At 51.5% G+C, this 16,413-nt stretch carries 14 protein-coding genes; 6 read left to right on the top strand and 8 right to left on the bottom strand.

Going from position 1 to position 16,413, the window contains the following annotated elements:
- The 5 genes from A0G03_RS03110 to yeiP all read right to left on the bottom strand — a co-directional run bounded on the left by A0G03_RS03110 (position 1) and on the right by yeiP (position 5,469).
- The gene (locus A0G03_RS03110) at positions 1–1,809 is read right to left on the bottom strand and encodes an extracellular solute-binding protein (RefSeq protein WP_048260713.1); all 1,809 of its coding nucleotides are present in this window, start codon (positions 1,807–1,809) and stop codon (positions 1–3) included.
- Between the two features lie 369 nt (positions 1,810–2,178).
- Entirely contained in the window at positions 2,179–2,760 is a 582-nt protein-coding gene (mepS, locus tag A0G03_RS03105) for a bifunctional murein DD-endopeptidase/murein LD-carboxypeptidase (protein WP_005967268.1), read from the bottom strand.
- A gap of 325 nt (positions 2,761–3,085) precedes the next feature.
- Positions 3,086–3,787, bottom strand: a complete 702-nt coding sequence (locus A0G03_RS03100) for a phosphatase PAP2 family protein (protein ID WP_048260711.1) — start codon at positions 3,785–3,787, stop codon at positions 3,086–3,088.
- Between the two features lie 34 nt (positions 3,788–3,821).
- Positions 3,822–4,808, bottom strand: a complete 987-nt coding sequence (locus A0G03_RS03095; protein ID WP_048260710.1) for a CobW family GTP-binding protein — start codon at positions 4,806–4,808, stop codon at positions 3,822–3,824.
- Positions 4,809–4,896: 88 nt separating this feature from the next.
- Positions 4,897–5,469 carry an elongation factor P-like protein YeiP gene (gene yeiP / locus A0G03_RS03090; RefSeq protein ID WP_039291233.1) on the bottom strand — a complete coding sequence of 191 codons (573 nt, stop codon included), beginning with the start codon at positions 5,467–5,469 and terminating at the stop codon, positions 4,897–4,899.
- 284 nt (positions 5,470–5,753) lie between these two features.
- On the opposite strand from yeiP, the gene A0G03_RS03085 reads away from it, so the two are divergent.
- Entirely contained in the window at positions 5,754–6,008 is a 255-nt protein-coding gene (locus tag A0G03_RS03085) for a hypothetical protein (protein WP_005967276.1), read from the top strand.
- A 10-nt stretch (positions 6,009–6,018) separates the two neighbouring features.
- Here the strand turns inward: A0G03_RS03085 and setB are convergent, their stop codons facing one another.
- Positions 6,019–7,197, bottom strand: coding sequence for a sugar efflux transporter SetB (gene setB, locus A0G03_RS03080; protein ID WP_048261139.1), 1,179 nt, complete (start codon positions 7,195–7,197; stop codon positions 6,019–6,021).
- A gap of 333 nt (positions 7,198–7,530) precedes the next feature.
- Between setB and fruB the strand changes: the two genes are divergently transcribed.
- The 3 genes from fruB to fruA are packed head-to-tail and all read left to right on the top strand — an operon-like array spanning position 7,531 to position 11,309.
- Positions 7,531–8,664 carry a fused PTS fructose transporter subunit IIA/HPr protein gene (fruB, locus tag A0G03_RS03075; RefSeq protein ID WP_048260708.1) on the top strand — a complete coding sequence of 378 codons (1,134 nt, stop codon included), beginning with the start codon at positions 7,531–7,533 and terminating at the stop codon, positions 8,662–8,664.
- Complete coding sequence (fruK, locus tag A0G03_RS03070; RefSeq protein WP_005967280.1) at positions 8,661–9,599, top strand: 1-phosphofructokinase; 939 nt, start codon at positions 8,661–8,663, stop codon at positions 9,597–9,599. Before fruB ends, fruK begins: the two co-directional genes overlap by 4 nt.
- A gap of 18 nt (positions 9,600–9,617) precedes the next feature.
- Positions 9,618–11,309, top strand: a complete 1,692-nt coding sequence (fruA, locus tag A0G03_RS03065; RefSeq protein ID WP_048260706.1) for a PTS fructose transporter subunit IIBC — start codon at positions 9,618–9,620, stop codon at positions 11,307–11,309.
- 428 nt (positions 11,310–11,737) lie between these two features.
- Here the strand turns inward: fruA and nfo are convergent, their stop codons facing one another.
- Together nfo and A0G03_RS03055 are read right to left on the bottom strand one after the other, a co-directional pair.
- Positions 11,738–12,583, bottom strand: coding sequence for a deoxyribonuclease IV (gene nfo, locus A0G03_RS03060; RefSeq protein ID WP_048260704.1), 846 nt, complete (start codon positions 12,581–12,583; stop codon positions 11,738–11,740).
- Positions 12,584–12,661: 78 nt separating this feature from the next.
- Entirely contained in the window at positions 12,662–13,735 is a 1,074-nt protein-coding gene (locus tag A0G03_RS03055) for a YeiH family protein (RefSeq protein WP_048261137.1), read from the bottom strand.
- A gap of 118 nt (positions 13,736–13,853) precedes the next feature.
- Here A0G03_RS03055 and yieE point away from each other — a divergent pair, with 118 nt between their 5' ends.
- Positions 13,854–14,726 carry a DNA-binding transcriptional regulator YeiE gene (gene yieE, locus A0G03_RS03050; RefSeq protein ID WP_048260703.1) on the top strand — a complete coding sequence of 291 codons (873 nt, stop codon included), beginning with the start codon at positions 13,854–13,856 and terminating at the stop codon, positions 14,724–14,726.
- Positions 14,727–14,861: 135 nt separating this feature from the next.
- On the top strand, positions 14,862–16,337 hold the full coding sequence (locus tag A0G03_RS03045; protein WP_048260700.1) for an amino acid permease: 1,476 nt from the start codon (positions 14,862–14,864) through the stop codon (positions 16,335–16,337).
- The last annotated feature ends 76 nt before the right edge of the window (positions 16,338–16,413 follow it).

The following is a 16,413-nucleotide window of genomic DNA, read 5'->3' as shown; positions in this document are numbered from 1 at the left end:
TTAACGTCGCTCTGCGGGCAGCGTGGCCGCCTGTTTGGTATCGAACCACCAGCCATCAAAACCAAGTGAATAGGCTGGGCGTACCGCTGGCATGGCAAACTTGTTCCAATAGGCGAAACGGTCATGGTTGGAATACCACATCGGAATCATGAGCTGATTCCAGGTCAATACTCTGTCCAGCGCGCGGCCTAATGACAGCAGGGGGACTTTTTGCCCTTGATGCTTGACGATGTCTTCAATGAGCGAATCGATAGCGGGATCGCTGACTCCCGGCCTGTTGTAGGTTGAGTCTATATACTGCGAACTCCAGCGAATTTGCAGGTCAGCACTGGGGTAGAGAGACGCGCTGTATACTGTTGCCAGCATATCGAAATCCCGCTTACGGAGGCGGTTATTGAACTGCGTGCTGTCGATGTTACGCACGTTCATGGTGATGCCCAGTTTTTTCAAGCTCTGCTGGAAAGGTAAGACATATTGCGAATTACCAGCGCTTGGCAACAGCAATTCAAACATAAATGGTTGCCCGGTTTTGCGATTAACCAGCTTCTGATCTTTCAATTCCCAGCCAGCCTCTTCCAGCAGTTTGATCGCCTTAAGCCAGTTTTGTCGGTCATACCCGCTGCCGTCGGAGGAGGGCGGTTTGTAGGCCATGCCAAAGACTTCGGGGGGGACTTTGTCCTTCAGTGGCGTCAGCCAGGCCAGTTCCTCTGCGCTGGGTTCGCCTTTAGCGGCATACTCAGTATTCTGGAAATAGCTGTCGGTACGTTGATAGGCGTTGTAATACAGCGCCTTGTTCATCCAGTTGAAGTCAAATGCCAGAGATAACGCCTGACGAACGCGACGATCCTGAAACAGCGGTCGTTGGATATTGAACGCTAACCAACGCGTATCCTGAGCGGATTGATTGACCTGATCCTGCTTAATGATGTAGCCACGCCCAAAGTTGCCCCCCTGATATTGGGTTGCCCAATTTTTTGGCGATCCTTCTTCACGCAGATCGAAGGCGCCCGCTTTAAAGGCCTCGAGTGCGACGCTGTCGTCCAGATAATAGTCGTAGCGGATTTTATCGAAATTGTACTGGCCTTTATTGACTGGTAGATCGGCACCCCAATAATCGTTCACGCGAGAATAGGTGACATATTGCCCCGTTCTATAGGCAGTGATGCGGTAAGGACCACTGGCCGGTGGTGGATAGGATAGCGGCTCGCTGAACTTATGATTCTTCCAGAATTTTTCCGGCATGATGGGCAGGGTCAGCAGGCTGAACATGCGGTTTTTGTCGGACACGGGAAAATCGAAGCGCACGGTCAGCGGTGCAACGGCCTTGGCGGTAACATCTTTAAAATAGATGCGAAACTGCGGCACGCCTTGCGTCATAAACATATTGTAAGTGAACGCCACGTCGGCCGCTGTGATCGGGGTGCCGTCATGAAAGCGGGCTTTGGGGTTCATCTCTATTTCAATCCAGCGGAAATCTGCCGGATGGCGTGTCGTCAGCGCGACGAGTGGATAATAACTGCCGGGTTCGTCATCAGAGGAAGTGAAAAGCGAATCGTAGAGACGTTCAGTACGTGCCGCCGCCGTGCCACGTAGCGCGAAACGGTTGAAATTGTCAAAGGTACCCAGTGCGCTGAGGGTGATGCTGCCGCCCTTGGGGGCGTCAGGATTGACATAGTCAAAATGGCTGAAATTCTCGGCATATTTGGGTTCCCCCAACAGTGCGAAGCGGGTGCTGTTTTCAATCGTTTCGGCATGCAGCCCAAAATGGGTCGTGCAAAGCAATACGGCAGCGATAACGCGTTTTAACATCTGACGGCAATCTCCTGCGAGCGGACGTTATCTGATAGGCGACAGGTGTGGACATGCCATACCGTAACGTCGGCGATACCGATTTCTTCGGCATAAAGTTCTTGAAATAATTAACATTCCCATCGGGAAGTTACGTGTTTTCTTTTTATCATGAAATTAGGTGATAAACCTACCTTAATCACGGCCTGTTAATGTTTCAGGTTGTTGAGTCAGTCATATTTTGCGCAATATGCCGCAGAAGGGGAGGAGCGTAGTGGTATTCGGGGGAAGAGCAGGCATAAAAAAACGCCGCTTAGGTTATAAGCGGCGTTAGTGTCATCTCGTTTCGTCGGCTAACTAAACAGTATCACAGCAAGGGACAGATATTGTTTAGCTGGTTTTTCCTTTACTCAGAACGCGGCGTCCTTCTTGATAGCGCTTGTTCCAGTAGTCTTCTGTCATTTTGGAGATAATGACGCCACTGCTGGTTGATGCGTGGACGAACTGATCGTTGCCGAGGTAAATGCCAACGTGGCGCCCGGTTGAACCTGCACGGAACAGAACGAGATCGCCAACGCGCAGTTTGTTGCGCTGAATTTGTTGACCCATCTCTTGCTGTTCATAGGTTGAACGCGGTAAATCCATGCCAAATTGTTCGCGGAAGGTGCGCTGAACGAAAGCTGAGCAGTCAATGCCACGGCGACTATCACCGCCTAAACGGTAACGAACACCTTTCCAACTGGCATATTGGTTAAGCAACTTGGACTTGATGTCCACGTTACGGACCAGCGCTTCAAATTCATCCTGAGAGGCTTGCAGTAAAAGACCATCTTTATCATTAACTGCATGCATATCAGTTTGAGCTTTATGGTTATATGCACTATTACTTCCACATGCGGAGAGCATCATTGCTACCGCTACGGCAGGCACTGCCCGCCAGATATATCTCAGAATCGGTTGAGACTTGACCATTATTGTTATGTTCCCTTGCTGTCCTTAACGATAAATATCGCTATGTAGTGTCCCCATTTCACTGGGGCATAATAAATGCCAAACGAAAACGAGAGTCAGACTAAATCAGAGTTTCTTCCTAGCCAAATACTCATCAGCGAAAGTGTGCCAGAATGCACATTATTTCTCTTTCTGCTGCTAGTTCAGTATGCGCTAAAAAGCAAACCTGAACGAGACTACCGCAACAACAGCAGGATTGCGAGAAGTTTTAACTAATTTATTTATAAGATTTAATGATGTATTCAGCTAAAAAATGGCGATGTAAAAAATCTGAAATCATAGGGATTTATACTGTCGATTTCTTAGGTAATAGTCGGTTTAACAGCGTAATAGCGGCATCGCTTGCTGGTGTTAATAACCACCAACTCAGGCCGACCAGAACAACCGAGAGCGAACCAACAGCAATATCGGTAAACCAATGTGCGCCGATCATGATGCGAGGCAATGAGAAGATGATTGTGATGGCCACGCCGATAGCGAAAGCGGTGCGGGTAAAATAGCGGAGCATAAAGGCAGCGAAGATCATCAGCATCATGCCGTGGTCGCCGGGGAAACTGTCCGATGAAGCATCTTTGGTAGGAATACCCGTTAAGTCTGAAACGCGGTTGACGTCACTAAAATAGAGTGTCGGGCTGGCGTGTTGAACCGGCAGTAAATGTCCAGCCTGATTCAGCACCACGGCAGTTAACAGCATGATAAAGCCAATGATCAACAAGCGGCGGCGCTCTGTGGGAGTGGCTTTCAAATAAAACGACAAATATAGTAATCCCATCGCAATGAGCGCACAGCCGTCAAAAGCTCTGTTATTGGTAATGGCGACGACATGTAAAAATGCGGGGCTATCGACCAAAAGACGGTTGAAATAGAAAAAGATGTTACTGTCGAGCGTGAGCCAAAAACCATGATTTTCTGGCAGGTACCAGGATAAAAACAAGCCTATACCCAATACATTGAGCACTAAAATAGAAGAAAGACGAGCAAATGACATAAGGTAAAGCATCCAAATACGAAAAAACTCCAGTCTAGTCCACGTTAGCTAAACGAGCCTTTAACAGCGAGGCTTGCAACGTATTCCATTCTGCCGGCGTTTCATTGATGATTTCGATACGGCTATCAATCGGTGCCGCCGAACGCGTTTCTATATGAAGATCGTGTCCCTGACGGTTGACGACGAGCGTCCCTTCTTTTATACGCATCACCCCTTTAACCCGGTTCACGGGGGAAAGGCGGACCCAGTCCAGCAGGGCGGCGGTGTCAAAAGCGGTTTCAGGTTCAAATATCCAACCGCAGGCATGGTAGCCCTGTCCCTGATTAAGAGAGCGTCGCCAGGATTGCCCACCCGGTAGTTTCAGTGCGGCCAAACCATTTGTTGGTTTGTGTGAATGGTGATGGGCTCCATCAGGTAATTCGCGTACGTTATGTCGCGGTTGATCGAGCTGTTGTCGGTCAACATTTCCCTGACTGACTTCGATAATTTGTCGTCCCTCGCTGCTTACCTGTTGCCATTGTTGTAATGCCGCGAGATCGTCGGGGGCATAGGTATCACGCTTGTTGGCGATAATAATGTCAGCGGCGGCAAGTTGATCGCGGAAATTCTCATTTTCCGTGTAACGTGTGTCGCTTAACTGACGCGCATCCAGCAGACACAGTGTGGCCTGCAATGTCAGCCAAGGCTGATAGATGTCGCTCGTCAGCAATGAGAGAATTTGTTTCGGGTGGCCGAGCCCTGTGGGTTCGATGAGTAATCGATGGGGTTTTTTCTGTTGCAGCAGCATGTTCAGACCAACCTGCATAGGCAGGCCGTTCACGCAGCACATGCAGCCGCCGGGAATTTCTTTCAGGACGGCACCGGTGTCCGCCAATAAGGCGCCGTCAATGCCTACTTCGCCGAATTCATTGACCAGCACCGCCCAGACTTCGTCCTCAGGCTTTTGCGACAGAAGGTGGCGAATCGTAGTGGTTTTTCCACTACCCAGAAACCCCGTAATCAAATTGACTTTCGTTAGCATGGCAGGTTCCTATGTGAATGGAAGAGTAAGATGTGCCGGATATGTCATCCGGCGACAGGTATCGTGCCGATGGTGCAGAGGTATGTTGTTAGTCTGCGCGGCCCATGTAGCGGCGTTCTGGAATGTGAATGCGGATTTTTTCACCTGCGCTCAAGTATTCTGGAACTGGGATGACCAGACCGGTGCTCATGGTGGCGGGTTTGTTGCGTGAGCTGGCTGACGCGCCTTTAATGCCCGGTGCCGTCTCAATGATTTCAAGGTCTACCGTCTGTGGCAGTTCCAGCGCGATGATTTGGCCGTCCCAGCTTAATACCTGAATGCCTGGCATGCCACCTTCAGGGATAAACAGCAATTCATCTTCTATTTGATCTTTTTTGAAGAGGTAAGGCGCGTAGTCTTCATCATCCATAAAAACGTATTCGTCGCCGTCAATATAAGAGAAGGTGACGGTACGGCGCGTCAGCGTAATGGTATCGATGATGTCGTCGCCTTTAAAACGCTCTTCCACTTTCAAACCCGTGCGGACGTCAGAAAAACGCATTTTATACAATGTGCTGGCACCGCGGGCGCTGGGGCTCTGGACGTCGATGTCCTTTACCAGCAATAACTTGTCGTTATAGTTAACGACCATTCCGCGTTTAATCTCGTTCGCTCTTGCCATAAAAATTACCTGCTATAAGGAGTGTGATTTTTGTGGCGACACGTTACTCGCGCCGGAGAATTCAGGCAAGTAGATACTCGTCATACTTCAAATTTCATGTGCGTTGGCTGCGTTCAAATACTCGCCCTAAAGGGCTAACGCTTTGTGTTGTTCAAAACGAATACGTTTTGTCCTGAAACTCGAATTATTTAGAGTATAAGATGAATGGGTCTGATTGGTTTTTTGCTATCGGGCTGCTATCGTGGCGATCCCTATCTCTTGTCAGCCCACCGGAGAGCTTACTGATGGACTGTCGCCCCCACTGCGGTGCTTGCTGCATTGCAGCATCGATTTCAACGCCTATGCCGGGTTTGCCGCACGGCAAACCTGCAAACACACCCTGTATTCATCTTGATGAGGCGATGCGCTGTGGGTTATTCCATTCCCCTCTGCGACCTGCGGTTTGCGCGGGGCTAAAGCCGCGCGCGGATATGTGTTTCAGCCATCGAGATGAGGCGATGATTTACTTGCTCAAACTGGAAGCCGACACCGCGCCTTGAATTGCGGTGCTCAGACGTCTTTGATGCGCCACATACAATAGATAGAACCGACGATCATCAGCAGTGCGAAAAAGAAAACGGCGTGGTAGTCCCAAATTTCAGCAACAATCCCAGCCAGCGAGCCGGAGATGATCCAGCCAACGCGCGTGGTATTGGTAAACAGGGTCGTCGCAGCCCCTGCCTGTCCAGGCATTAAATCCTGAAAGTAGAGCATACCGATTCCAGCCAGAATCCCGATGAAAATGGCGTTCAGCACCTGTAACGCTAGCAGCGCGGCTTCTCCGTTGAAGAACAACAACCCACCGAAAAACAGCAGGCCAGATGCAACGGCAAGTCGCATCAGGAATCGCTTACCGAAGCGTTTGGCAACGTAACCAGCAATCAGCATCACCGGAATTTCCAGCCCAGCGGCAACACCCATCATGATACCCGCCAGTTTTTCCGGCAGATGGAGCTCATGCACCAGATACAGCGGCATATTAATGAGGTAAATCCCGTTGCAGGTCCACATCAAGGTACACGCGATGAATAGCAACAGCGTGTCACGACGGTTGCGACGAGGTGATTCCAGCGTGGAGGTGGTTTTTTCCACGGCTTTAGGCATGGAGGGCAGAAAGAATTTGACCAGGATGCCGCACAAGATAAAGACGACGGCGGCGGTCAGATACATTGTGGTGAAGCCGAATCCTAGTGCCAACGCAAAGGCGATGGGCGGGCCGACAACCCAAGCGAGAGAGATTTGGGCGCGGAGGATGGAGCTGAACATGGCCGCTTCACGACCGGTTTTATCCGCGTGCTCGCGTGCCAGCGCAAAAAGTTGCGGGTTTGCGGTTGAGCCAAAGCTGCTCAGCAAGACGCCGATAAAAAGCAGAATAAAGTAGTTACGGTTCCACGCAAACAGCATGCAGGCCAGTGCGCCTAGCAGACAGCAGACGAAGATCAGCGATTTACGATCGCCTTGACGGTCCGAGCGCGTTGCCAGCATTTGGCTGACGACGATACCAATAACCGCGCTGCCGGTATAAAACATGCCCACCATAAAAGGACGAGCCTGTACTTCGTTGGAAAGAAAGAGGCTGAGTGTGGGAAGTTGCAGGGCACCGGCCGTTCCAGTCAGAAAGGCAATAACCAAGAAGGCTGAGGATGTCAGGTCAAGTGGACGTCTAGTTGTGTTTGCAGGAGTGAACATAAATTGATAGCGCTTGGAAAATAGGCAGAGGCTGTCGAGCGCGACATAGTACTCGGGTTTATAATGAAACAGAAATCTTGTTTCATTATTTTTCGTCAGCACGGCTTCAGCCATTTGATGATTTTTGTTGGCGGGCAGTGTGCTATCCACGTTAAAATGTGCGTTATGTCAAAATTCTGTTACGTCAGCAGTGTAGAAAGCTTGCATAAATGACGTAATAGAATGAGACTTTTGAAACGTTTCAGCGGGATTTTTTTTGAAACGCCCTAATAATCGACACATTTTTTCTCATAAAAGCTGAAACGATTCAACATTCAGCAAGAGAGGAGAGCCATGTTCCAGTTGTCACAGCAAGATATTCATTTGGGCGCAGCGGCCAGTAATAAGCAGGAAGCTATCCAGCTTGTTGCTTCAGCACTGACCGATGCCGGGTGCGTTAACGCAGGGTATGTCGACGGCATGCTACAGCGCGAACAGCAAACATCTACCTATTTGGGAAGCGGCATTGCTATCCCTCACGGCACAACCGATACCCGCGATCTGGTATTGAAGACCGGTGTTCAAGTATTTCAGTTTCCTCAGGGTATCGCCTGGGGAGAAGATCAAACCGCTTATGTGGTGCTAGGTATTGCCGCTCGCTCTGACGAGCACTTGGCTTTGCTGCGTCAGCTGACTCACGTTTTGAGCGACGATCGCGTAGCGGCTCGTCTGGCAAGCACTAGCTCAGCAGAAGAGCTGCGTAGCTTGCTGATGGGCGAACAGCAATTGGCTGAATTCCGTTTTGACACCTCGTTGATTGCGCTGGATGTGGCGACCGATAATCTGCTGACACTTCAGGCGCTGAACGCCGGTCGTCTTCAGCAGGTCGGTGCGGCTGATGCCAGCTTTGTCAGCACGACCGTCAGCAATAAACCGCTGAATCTGGGACAAGGTGTGTGGTTCAGCGATAGCGCCGTCGGTAACCTCAGCAGCGCGGCTGCGGTGGCACGTCCGGCTGCGCCTTTCAGCGTTGACGGTGAAAACGTGGCCTTGTTGGTGACGGTCGCGGCGGCTGACGATCAGGCTTTTGCGCCTATCGATTACCTGAGCAACTTGCTGATTACGCAAAAAGCGGAACGCCTGCTGACAGCTGATGCTCCGACGCTGCTGGCGCTTTTGACCAGTGACGTACCGGAAGAAAGCGAAGTGCTGACGGCAGAATTTACCATTCGTAACGAACACGGTCTGCACGCTCGTCCGGGCACCATGCTGGTGAACGTGGTTAAACAGTTCACCAGTGAGATTACGGTGACCAATCTGGATGGCACAGGCAAACCGGCAAATGGCCGCAGCCTGATGAAAGTCGTCGCGCTGGGCGTGAAAAAAGGCCACAAACTGCGTTTCACCGCCAGCGGTAGCGATGCGGAGCAAGCACTTGCCGCTATTGGCGACGCGATTACGTCCGGTTTGGGCGAGGGGGCAGCATGAGCAGGAGAGTAGCCACAATCACCCTGAATCCAGCTTACGATCTGGTTGGCTATTGCCCGGAAGTTGAGAAAGGCGAAGTCAATCTGGTTCAGACAGCGGGTCTGCACGCCGCAGGTAAAGGTATCAACGTTGCCAAGGTGCTGAAAGATCTCGGGATTGATGTCACGGTAGGTGGCTTTCTGGGTAAAGACAATCAGGATGGTTTTCAGCAATTGTTCAGCGAGCTGGGCATTGCCAACCGTTTCCAGGTTGTGCCAGGACGTACGCGTATTAATGTCAAATTAACGGAAAAAGATGGTGACGTAACTGACTTCAACTTTTCCGGTTTTGAAGTGACACAGCAAGATTGGCAGCGCTTCGTCAATGATTCGCTGAGCTGGCTCGGGCAGTTCGACATGGTCGCGGTGAGCGGCAGTTTGCCTGCTGGCGTCGATCCTGATGCATTTACCGACTGGATGTCTCGTCTGCGCACGCAGTGTCCTTGCATTATTTTCGACAGCAGCCGTGAAGCGCTGGTGGCGGGACTGAAGGCCTCTCCTTGGTTGGTGAAACCAAACCGCCGGGAGCTGGAAATATGGGCTGGGCGTAAATTACCTACGCTGGCTGATGTGGTGGATGCCGCTCACGCACTGCGTGAACAGGGTATCGCGCACGTTGTGATCTCACTGGGCGCGGAAGGCGCACTGTGGGTGAATGCATCTGGCGCGTGGCTGGCAAAACCACCGGCCTGTGATGTGGTAAGTACGGTAGGGGCGGGCGACTCCATGGTTGGGGGGTTGATTTATGGCTTATTAATGCGTGAGTCCAGTGAGCACACTCTGCGTTTGGCTACGGCGGTTTCGGCTCTGGCCGTCAGCCAAAGTAATGTAGGTATTACCGATCGTCCTCAGTTGGCCGCAATGATGGCGCGTGTCGACCTGAAACCCTTTAACTGATACAGCAGGAGACAAACAATGAAAACGCTGCTGATTTTGGATAAATCACTGGGCCTGGCGAGAAGCCAACTGGTGAAGAACCTACTCGGCGCTGCCGCTGCGAAAGCAGGGGTGACGTTTACAGAACACGCTAACGACGCTGAACTGGCGATCGTTCTGGGTGCATCCGCCGCGGCGGACAGCGCACTGAATGGCAAGCAGGTTTATGTCGGTGATATCGAACTGGCTGCTTCACAGCCGGAAGCCTTTTTAGCGAAAGCGCAGGCTGAAGCAACAGCGTACCAAGCTGTCGCGTCAGCTTCCGTTCAGCAACCCGCGGCTGCCAAGCGCATTGTGGCGATAACGGCGTGCCCGACTGGCGTCGCGCACACGTTTATGGCAGCAGAAGCGATTGAAAGCGAAGCAAAAAAACGCGGCTGGTGGGTTAAGGTTGAAACACGTGGCTCCGTTGGCGCGGGCAATGCGATTACTCCAGAAGAAGTGGAACAGGCCGATCTGGTGATCGTCGCTGCGGATATTGAAGTCGATCTGGCGAAGTTTGCTGGTAAGAAGATGTATCGCACCTCGACTGGGCTGGCATTGAAGAAGACGGCGCAGGAGTTAGACAAGGCGCAGGCTGAGGCCAAAGTGTATCAGCCATCTGGACAATCCAGCGCGGCAAGCACGAGCGAGTCTGGTCAGAAAGGCGGAGCAGGCCCATATCGTCACCTGTTGACCGGCGTGTCTTACATGCTGCCGATGGTGGTAGCGGGTGGTTTGTGTATCGCACTGTCGTTTGTCTTTGGTATTGAAGCCTTTAAACAGGAAGGTACTCTGGCTGCTGCGCTGATGAAGATCGGCGGTGGTTCTGCCTTTGCGCTAATGGTGCCGGTGCTCGCGGGCTATATCGCTTTCTCCATTGCGGATCGTCCGGGTTTAACGCCGGGTCTGGTTGGCGGGATGTTGGCGGTAAGTACAGGGGCGGGCTTCCTTGGCGGGATTATCGCTGGTTTCCTGGCAGGTTATATTGCCAGAGCGATCAACAATAAACTGATTCTGCCGCAAAGTTTGACTGCGCTAAAACCGATCTTGATCATTCCGCTAGTTGCTACGTTGATCACTGGTCTTATCATGATTTACGTCGTCGGTACGCCGGTTGCGAAAATCCTGACTGGCCTGACAGGTTGGCTGCAATCCATGGGCACGGCGAATGCGGTGATTCTGGGGGCGATTCTGGGCGCGATGATGTGTACGGATATGGGCGGACCAGTTAACAAAGTTGCCTACGTATTCGGCACGACCTTGCTCAGTAGCCAGATTTACGCACCGATGGCCGCCGTCATGGCTGCGGGTATGGTGCCACCGTTGGCGATGGGTCTGGCAACCGTGCTGGCAAGCAAGAAATTTAACCCGACCGAGCGTGAAGGGGGCAAAGCAGCATTTGTGCTGGGCCTGTGCTTTATTTCCGAAGGGGCGATTCCTTACGCCGCGCGTGATCCAATGCGCGTTCTGCCTTGCTGTATCATTGGTGGGGCACTGACCGGTGCACTGTCTATGGCTGTGGGCGCTAAGTTAATGGCACCACACGGTGGTCTGTTCGTACTGTTGATTCCTGGTGCGATTACCCCGGTCATCGGCTATCTGTTAGCGATCATTGCGGGAACGGCGGTAGCTGGCGTGCTGTACGCCTTGCTGAAGCGCTCTGATGAACAACTGGCGAAAGCCGCGTAAGTCTGATTATCGTTATAAATTTCACGATGCAGGCGGGGCGGGAAAGTTAACCGTCATGCCTACAAATTGAAGAAAGCGTAATGCCATACCACAAGGATGTGGATGAGATAGCGCCAGTTGGTATTCACCAATTGGCGCTTTTTTTATGGGCTCTACCCCAGACGCAAGAAAAGCGATCCGAGGAACTGAAACGGGGGAATGGGATAGAAGAGTAAAGCGTTTGCGCCATGGACAAAAGCGTCAGGAACGCTTTTGAACGTCGCTTGCGACGGCCCGGTAGGGTGAATCATCAGGGATGAGATTCATATCTGCGCAATCCGAGCGTACAAGGATGTATTCACAGCGTCTTTACGATCTACCCATTATCCCCGTCCAGCACACTCTACTAGTAACGTTAAAAACACACCTGCGCTTGGGATAAAAACTAATTAGCATAGGGCTTCGGATTTGAGCCAGGCGATTTCGTCGGCCCAGATGTCGGGATTGACCGTTTCCAGAATCATCGGTATACCGTTAAAGCGTGGATCTTTCATAATGTAGCTGAAAGCGGTTTTGCCGATGTTGCCTTCTCCTAGGCTGTGGTGTCGGTCAACCCGGCTGCCGAACGCGCTTTTCGCATCATTCAAATGCATTCCGCGTAGATAGCGGAACCCAACAATGCGATCGAACTCAGCAAAGGTTGCTTCACAATCCGCTTCTGTTCGCAGATCGTAACCGCCAGCGAAAGCGTGGCAGGTATCTATACAGACGCCAACACGGCTTTTATCTTCCACGCCATCAATGATGGCCGCCAGATGTTCAAAGCGAAAACCCAGGTTGCTGCCTTGTCCGGCCGTATTTTCAATCACTGCGGTAACGCCAGTTGTTTCCGCCAGTGCGATGTTAATGGATTCGGCAATACGTGCCAGACAGTCCGCTTCCTCGATCTGTTTCAGGTGGCTACCGGGGTGAAAGTTCAGCAGGCTCAGCCCAAGCTGCTGGCAGCGGAACATTTCATCAATAAACGCGATGCGAGATTTCTCTAGCGCTTCGCCGTCCGGATGACCCAGATTAATCAAATAGCTGTCGTGGGGCAGAATCTGTGCCGACGTATAGGCGTACTGTTCACACGCGGCTTTAAAACGGTCAATGACCTCTGCACTGAGTGCAGCAGCCTGCCATTGACGCTGATTCTTGGTAAATAAAGCGAAAGCGGTCGCCTTTATCTCATGCGCGCGAATCACGGCCTGATCGACACCGCCTGCTGCGCTAACGTGCGCTCCGATGTATTTCATGTTGGTCTCCTCGATAACGAAGACATTATGGCACCGCCATATGGGTTAATGAGACGTTAATGGATAAATAATTTATCGTTAGCTGAATAAATGCTCGAAGAACAGGTTGATTCCCGCGCCACCGATCACCAGCCAGATAAATAGAATAAGTGCCAGCAGCAGAGGTTTTGCTCCTGCCTGACGGATGGCACTGAATCGGGTAGTCAGGCCGAGTGCAACCATCGCCATCGTCAGTAGCACATTATCAAGTTGAACTAACTGGGTGACGAGTGTCGGAGAAAGTAGCGGGAAAGAATTGAAAGCGGCGACGGCAATGAATCCTACGGCAAACCACGGGAACATCAGTGGAACAGTGTCTTCCGTATCAGTTTTTTGCGTCGTTTTTTTCAGAAAGAATCCGAGTATGAGAAGGAAAGGGGCCAGCATCATTACGCGCAGCATTTTGCTAATAACGGCGATGTTTTCCGTCGCGCCATCGACGGCATGTCCAGCGGCAACGACCTGAGCAACTTCATGTATCGTTGAGCCAAAATACAGGCCGACGATCTGCGGTGTGACCTCAATCCAGTGATGTTCGAGATTGAGCTGATAGATCCACGGATACAAAAACATGGCCGTCGTACCGAAGATCACCACGGTGGAAACCGCGACAGCAATGGTATTGCCAGAGGCTTTGACAACAGGTGCTGTTGCCATTATCGCCGCCGCACCGCAGATGCTGCTGCCAGCACCAATGAGAATCACCGTCTCATTGTCGAGCTTCAACCAGCGCTTGCCAATCCAACAGGCGAACAAAAACGTCAGTGTGACGACGGTAAGATCGACGGCGATACCGGTAAAGCCAACGGCAGCAACTTGCTGAAAGCTGAGCCGAAACCCATAAAGTATGATGCCCCAGCGGAGTAAATGCTGCTTAGCCCACTGTACGCCGGGATCGCACAGAGGATGAATTCGCGGATAAACGCTATTCCCCAGCACGATCCCGATCAGGATCGCTAATGTCAGTGAGCCGGGTCCCCAGTGGGCGATTTTCGGAATATTTGCCAGCCAGAGAAGTGAAAAAGTTATTAAACTTACTAACAACAGGCCAGGTAATCGCGCTTTTGCTCCATTGTGGGGTGCTATCGCTTGTAATGTCGCAGGAAGAGCCATGGGTTTGGTGCCTATTCTGACCGTACCGAATTGAGAAGCCAGCTTATAATCCATGAGATTAAAAGAGAAATTGATTATATATTTATAACCTATAAGTATTTCAGATAAAGAGCGCACTATGCATATCACGTTACGTCAACTGGAAGTCTTTGCCGAAGTCCTGAAAAGTGGTTCAACGACACAGGCCTCCGTTGTGCTTTCACTTTCCCAATCGGCAGTCAGCGCCGCTCTGGCGGATTTAGAAGGGCAGTTGGGTGTTCAGCTTTTCGACCGCGTGGGTAAACGTTTGGTTGTTAATGAGCATGGCCGTCTGCTGTATCCCAAGGCGCTGGCATTGCTTGAACAGTCGATAGAAATTGAGCAGCTTTTCCGGCGTGATAATGGTGCACTGCGTATTTATGCCAGCAGCACTATCGGCAACTATCTATTGCCCGCGATGATTGCCCGCTATCGCCATGACTACCCTGAAATTCCGCTGGAACTCCATGTCGGTAATACGAAAGATGTGATCACCCGCGTGTCTGAATTCAGTGTCGACTTGGGGTTGATCGAAGGGCCTTGCCATCACCCTGATTTGATTACGCAGCCCTGGCTGGAAGATGAATTGGTGGTATTTTGTTCTCCCGAGCATCCGTTCAGTCGAGGGACGGTATCATTAGCGGCGCTGGCGGATGCGCACTGGATCCTGCGTGAACGCGGTTCAGGCACGCGCGAAGTGCTGGATCATCTGCTGCTGACGCACCTGTCGCATTTTCATCTGGTGATGGAGTTAGGTAATTCGGAGGCGATTAAACATGCGGTTCGCCACGGGATTGGTATCAGTTGCCTGTCGCGGCATGTGATTGCTGAACAGCTAGCGTCAGGCGCGCTGGTGGAACTGAAGGTGCCGTTGCCTAAACTTACTCGGACGCTGTATCTGGTACACCACCGCCAGAAACATCTTTCAAATGTGCTGCAGCGTTTCCTGAGTTATTGCTGTGAAACGCCATAGTAAAAATATTTTCTGCTGCTAATAATCGGGCGCGAGTTATTAACCTCTCTTATAACTCGACGATCTTAACTATCCAGTGCAACGCTATTTGCTACAATCCCGCCTCGATTTTTAGCACGAGCACGCAGGATAACAATGGCTCAGCACGATATTCAACAACCTACACAGGGCGCACCGACCCTGCGCCGTGAACTAAAAGCGCGGCATTTAACGATGATCGCCATTGGCGGATCGATAGGAACCGGGTTATTTGTCGCTTCTGGTGCGACGGTTTCACAAGCGGGTCCTGGTGGCGCACTCCTGTCTTATGCCCTGATTGGGCTGATGGTTTACTTCCTGATGACCAGTCTGGGCGAACTGGCTGCGTTCATGCCGGTTTCCGGCTCATTTTCTACCTACGGTTCCCGCTATGTTGAAGAAGGTTTCGGCTTCGCACTGGGCTGGAACTATTGGTACAACTGGGCGGTGACCATTGCGGTCGATCTGGTTGCCGCGCAGCTGGTGATGGGATATTGGTTCCCCGACGTCGCCGGCTGGATCTGGAGTGCCCTGTTCCTGGCGCTGATGTTCCTGCTTAACTACATTTCCGTGAAAGGGTTTGGTGAAGCCGAGTACTGGTTCTCACTGGTTAAAGTGACGACAGTCATTATTTTCATTGCCGTTGGCGTGATGATGATTACGGGCATCCTGAGCGGCGCGGAAAATGCCGGATTCCACAACTGGCAGATCGGCGATGCACCGTTTGCTGGGGGCTTTTCCGCGATGATTGGGGTCGCGATGATCGTCGGTTTCTCTTTTCAGGGAACCGAACTGATCGGCGTGGCTGCAGGCGAGTCTCAGGATCCGGGTAAAAACATACCCCGCGCGATTCGTCAGGTTTTCTGGCGCATCCTGTTGTTTTACATCTTCGCGATCCTGATTATCAGCTTAATCATTCCCTATACCGACCCGAACCTGCTGCGTAATGATGTAAAAGACATTACGGTGAGTCCGTTCACGCTGGTGTTTGAGAATGCAGGTCTGCTGTCTGCCGCTGCAGTCATGAATGCGGTCATCCTTACGGCGGTGCTGTCGGCGGGTAACTCCGGGATGTACGCCTCGACGCGTATGTTGTTTACGCTGGCATCGGAAGGTAAAGCGCCGCGTATTTTCGCTAAGCTGTCAAAAGGGGGCGTACCGCGTAATGCGCTGTATGCAACAACCGTGGTGGCGGCGTTATGCTTCCTGTCTTCTCTGTACGGTAACCAAACGGTTTATCTGTGGCTGCTGAATACCTCGGGTATGACCGGCTTTATTGCCTGGCTGGGGATTGCGATCAGCCATTACCGTTTCCGTCGCGGCTATGTAATGCAAGGCCACGATCTGAACCGCTTGCCTTATTTATCGCGTTTCTTCCCGCTTGGTCCGATCTTTGCGTTTGTGCTCTGCCTGATTATTACGCTGGGGCAGAATTATCAGGCGTTTCTGCAAGACAACATCGACTGGTATGGCGTCACGGCGACGTATATCGGCATTCCTTTGTTCTTTCTGATTTGGTTCGGCTATAAGCTGTATCGTGGAACGGGTTTCATAAAATATCAGGATATGACGTTCCCGGATCATAAAGATTAGATCGTAAGAATGCAGTAACGGGCGACTCCCTGATGGGCGTCGCCTTTTTTATTACTTTTTTTCTGTTTCATCCTCG

Source organism: Pectobacterium peruviense, assembly GCF_002847345.1.
Taxonomy (GTDB): Bacteria; Pseudomonadota; Gammaproteobacteria; order Enterobacterales; family Enterobacteriaceae; genus Pectobacterium; species Pectobacterium peruviense.
Note: the sequence above shows the minus strand (reverse complement) of the source record. Positions and strands in the feature narration are given on the sequence as shown.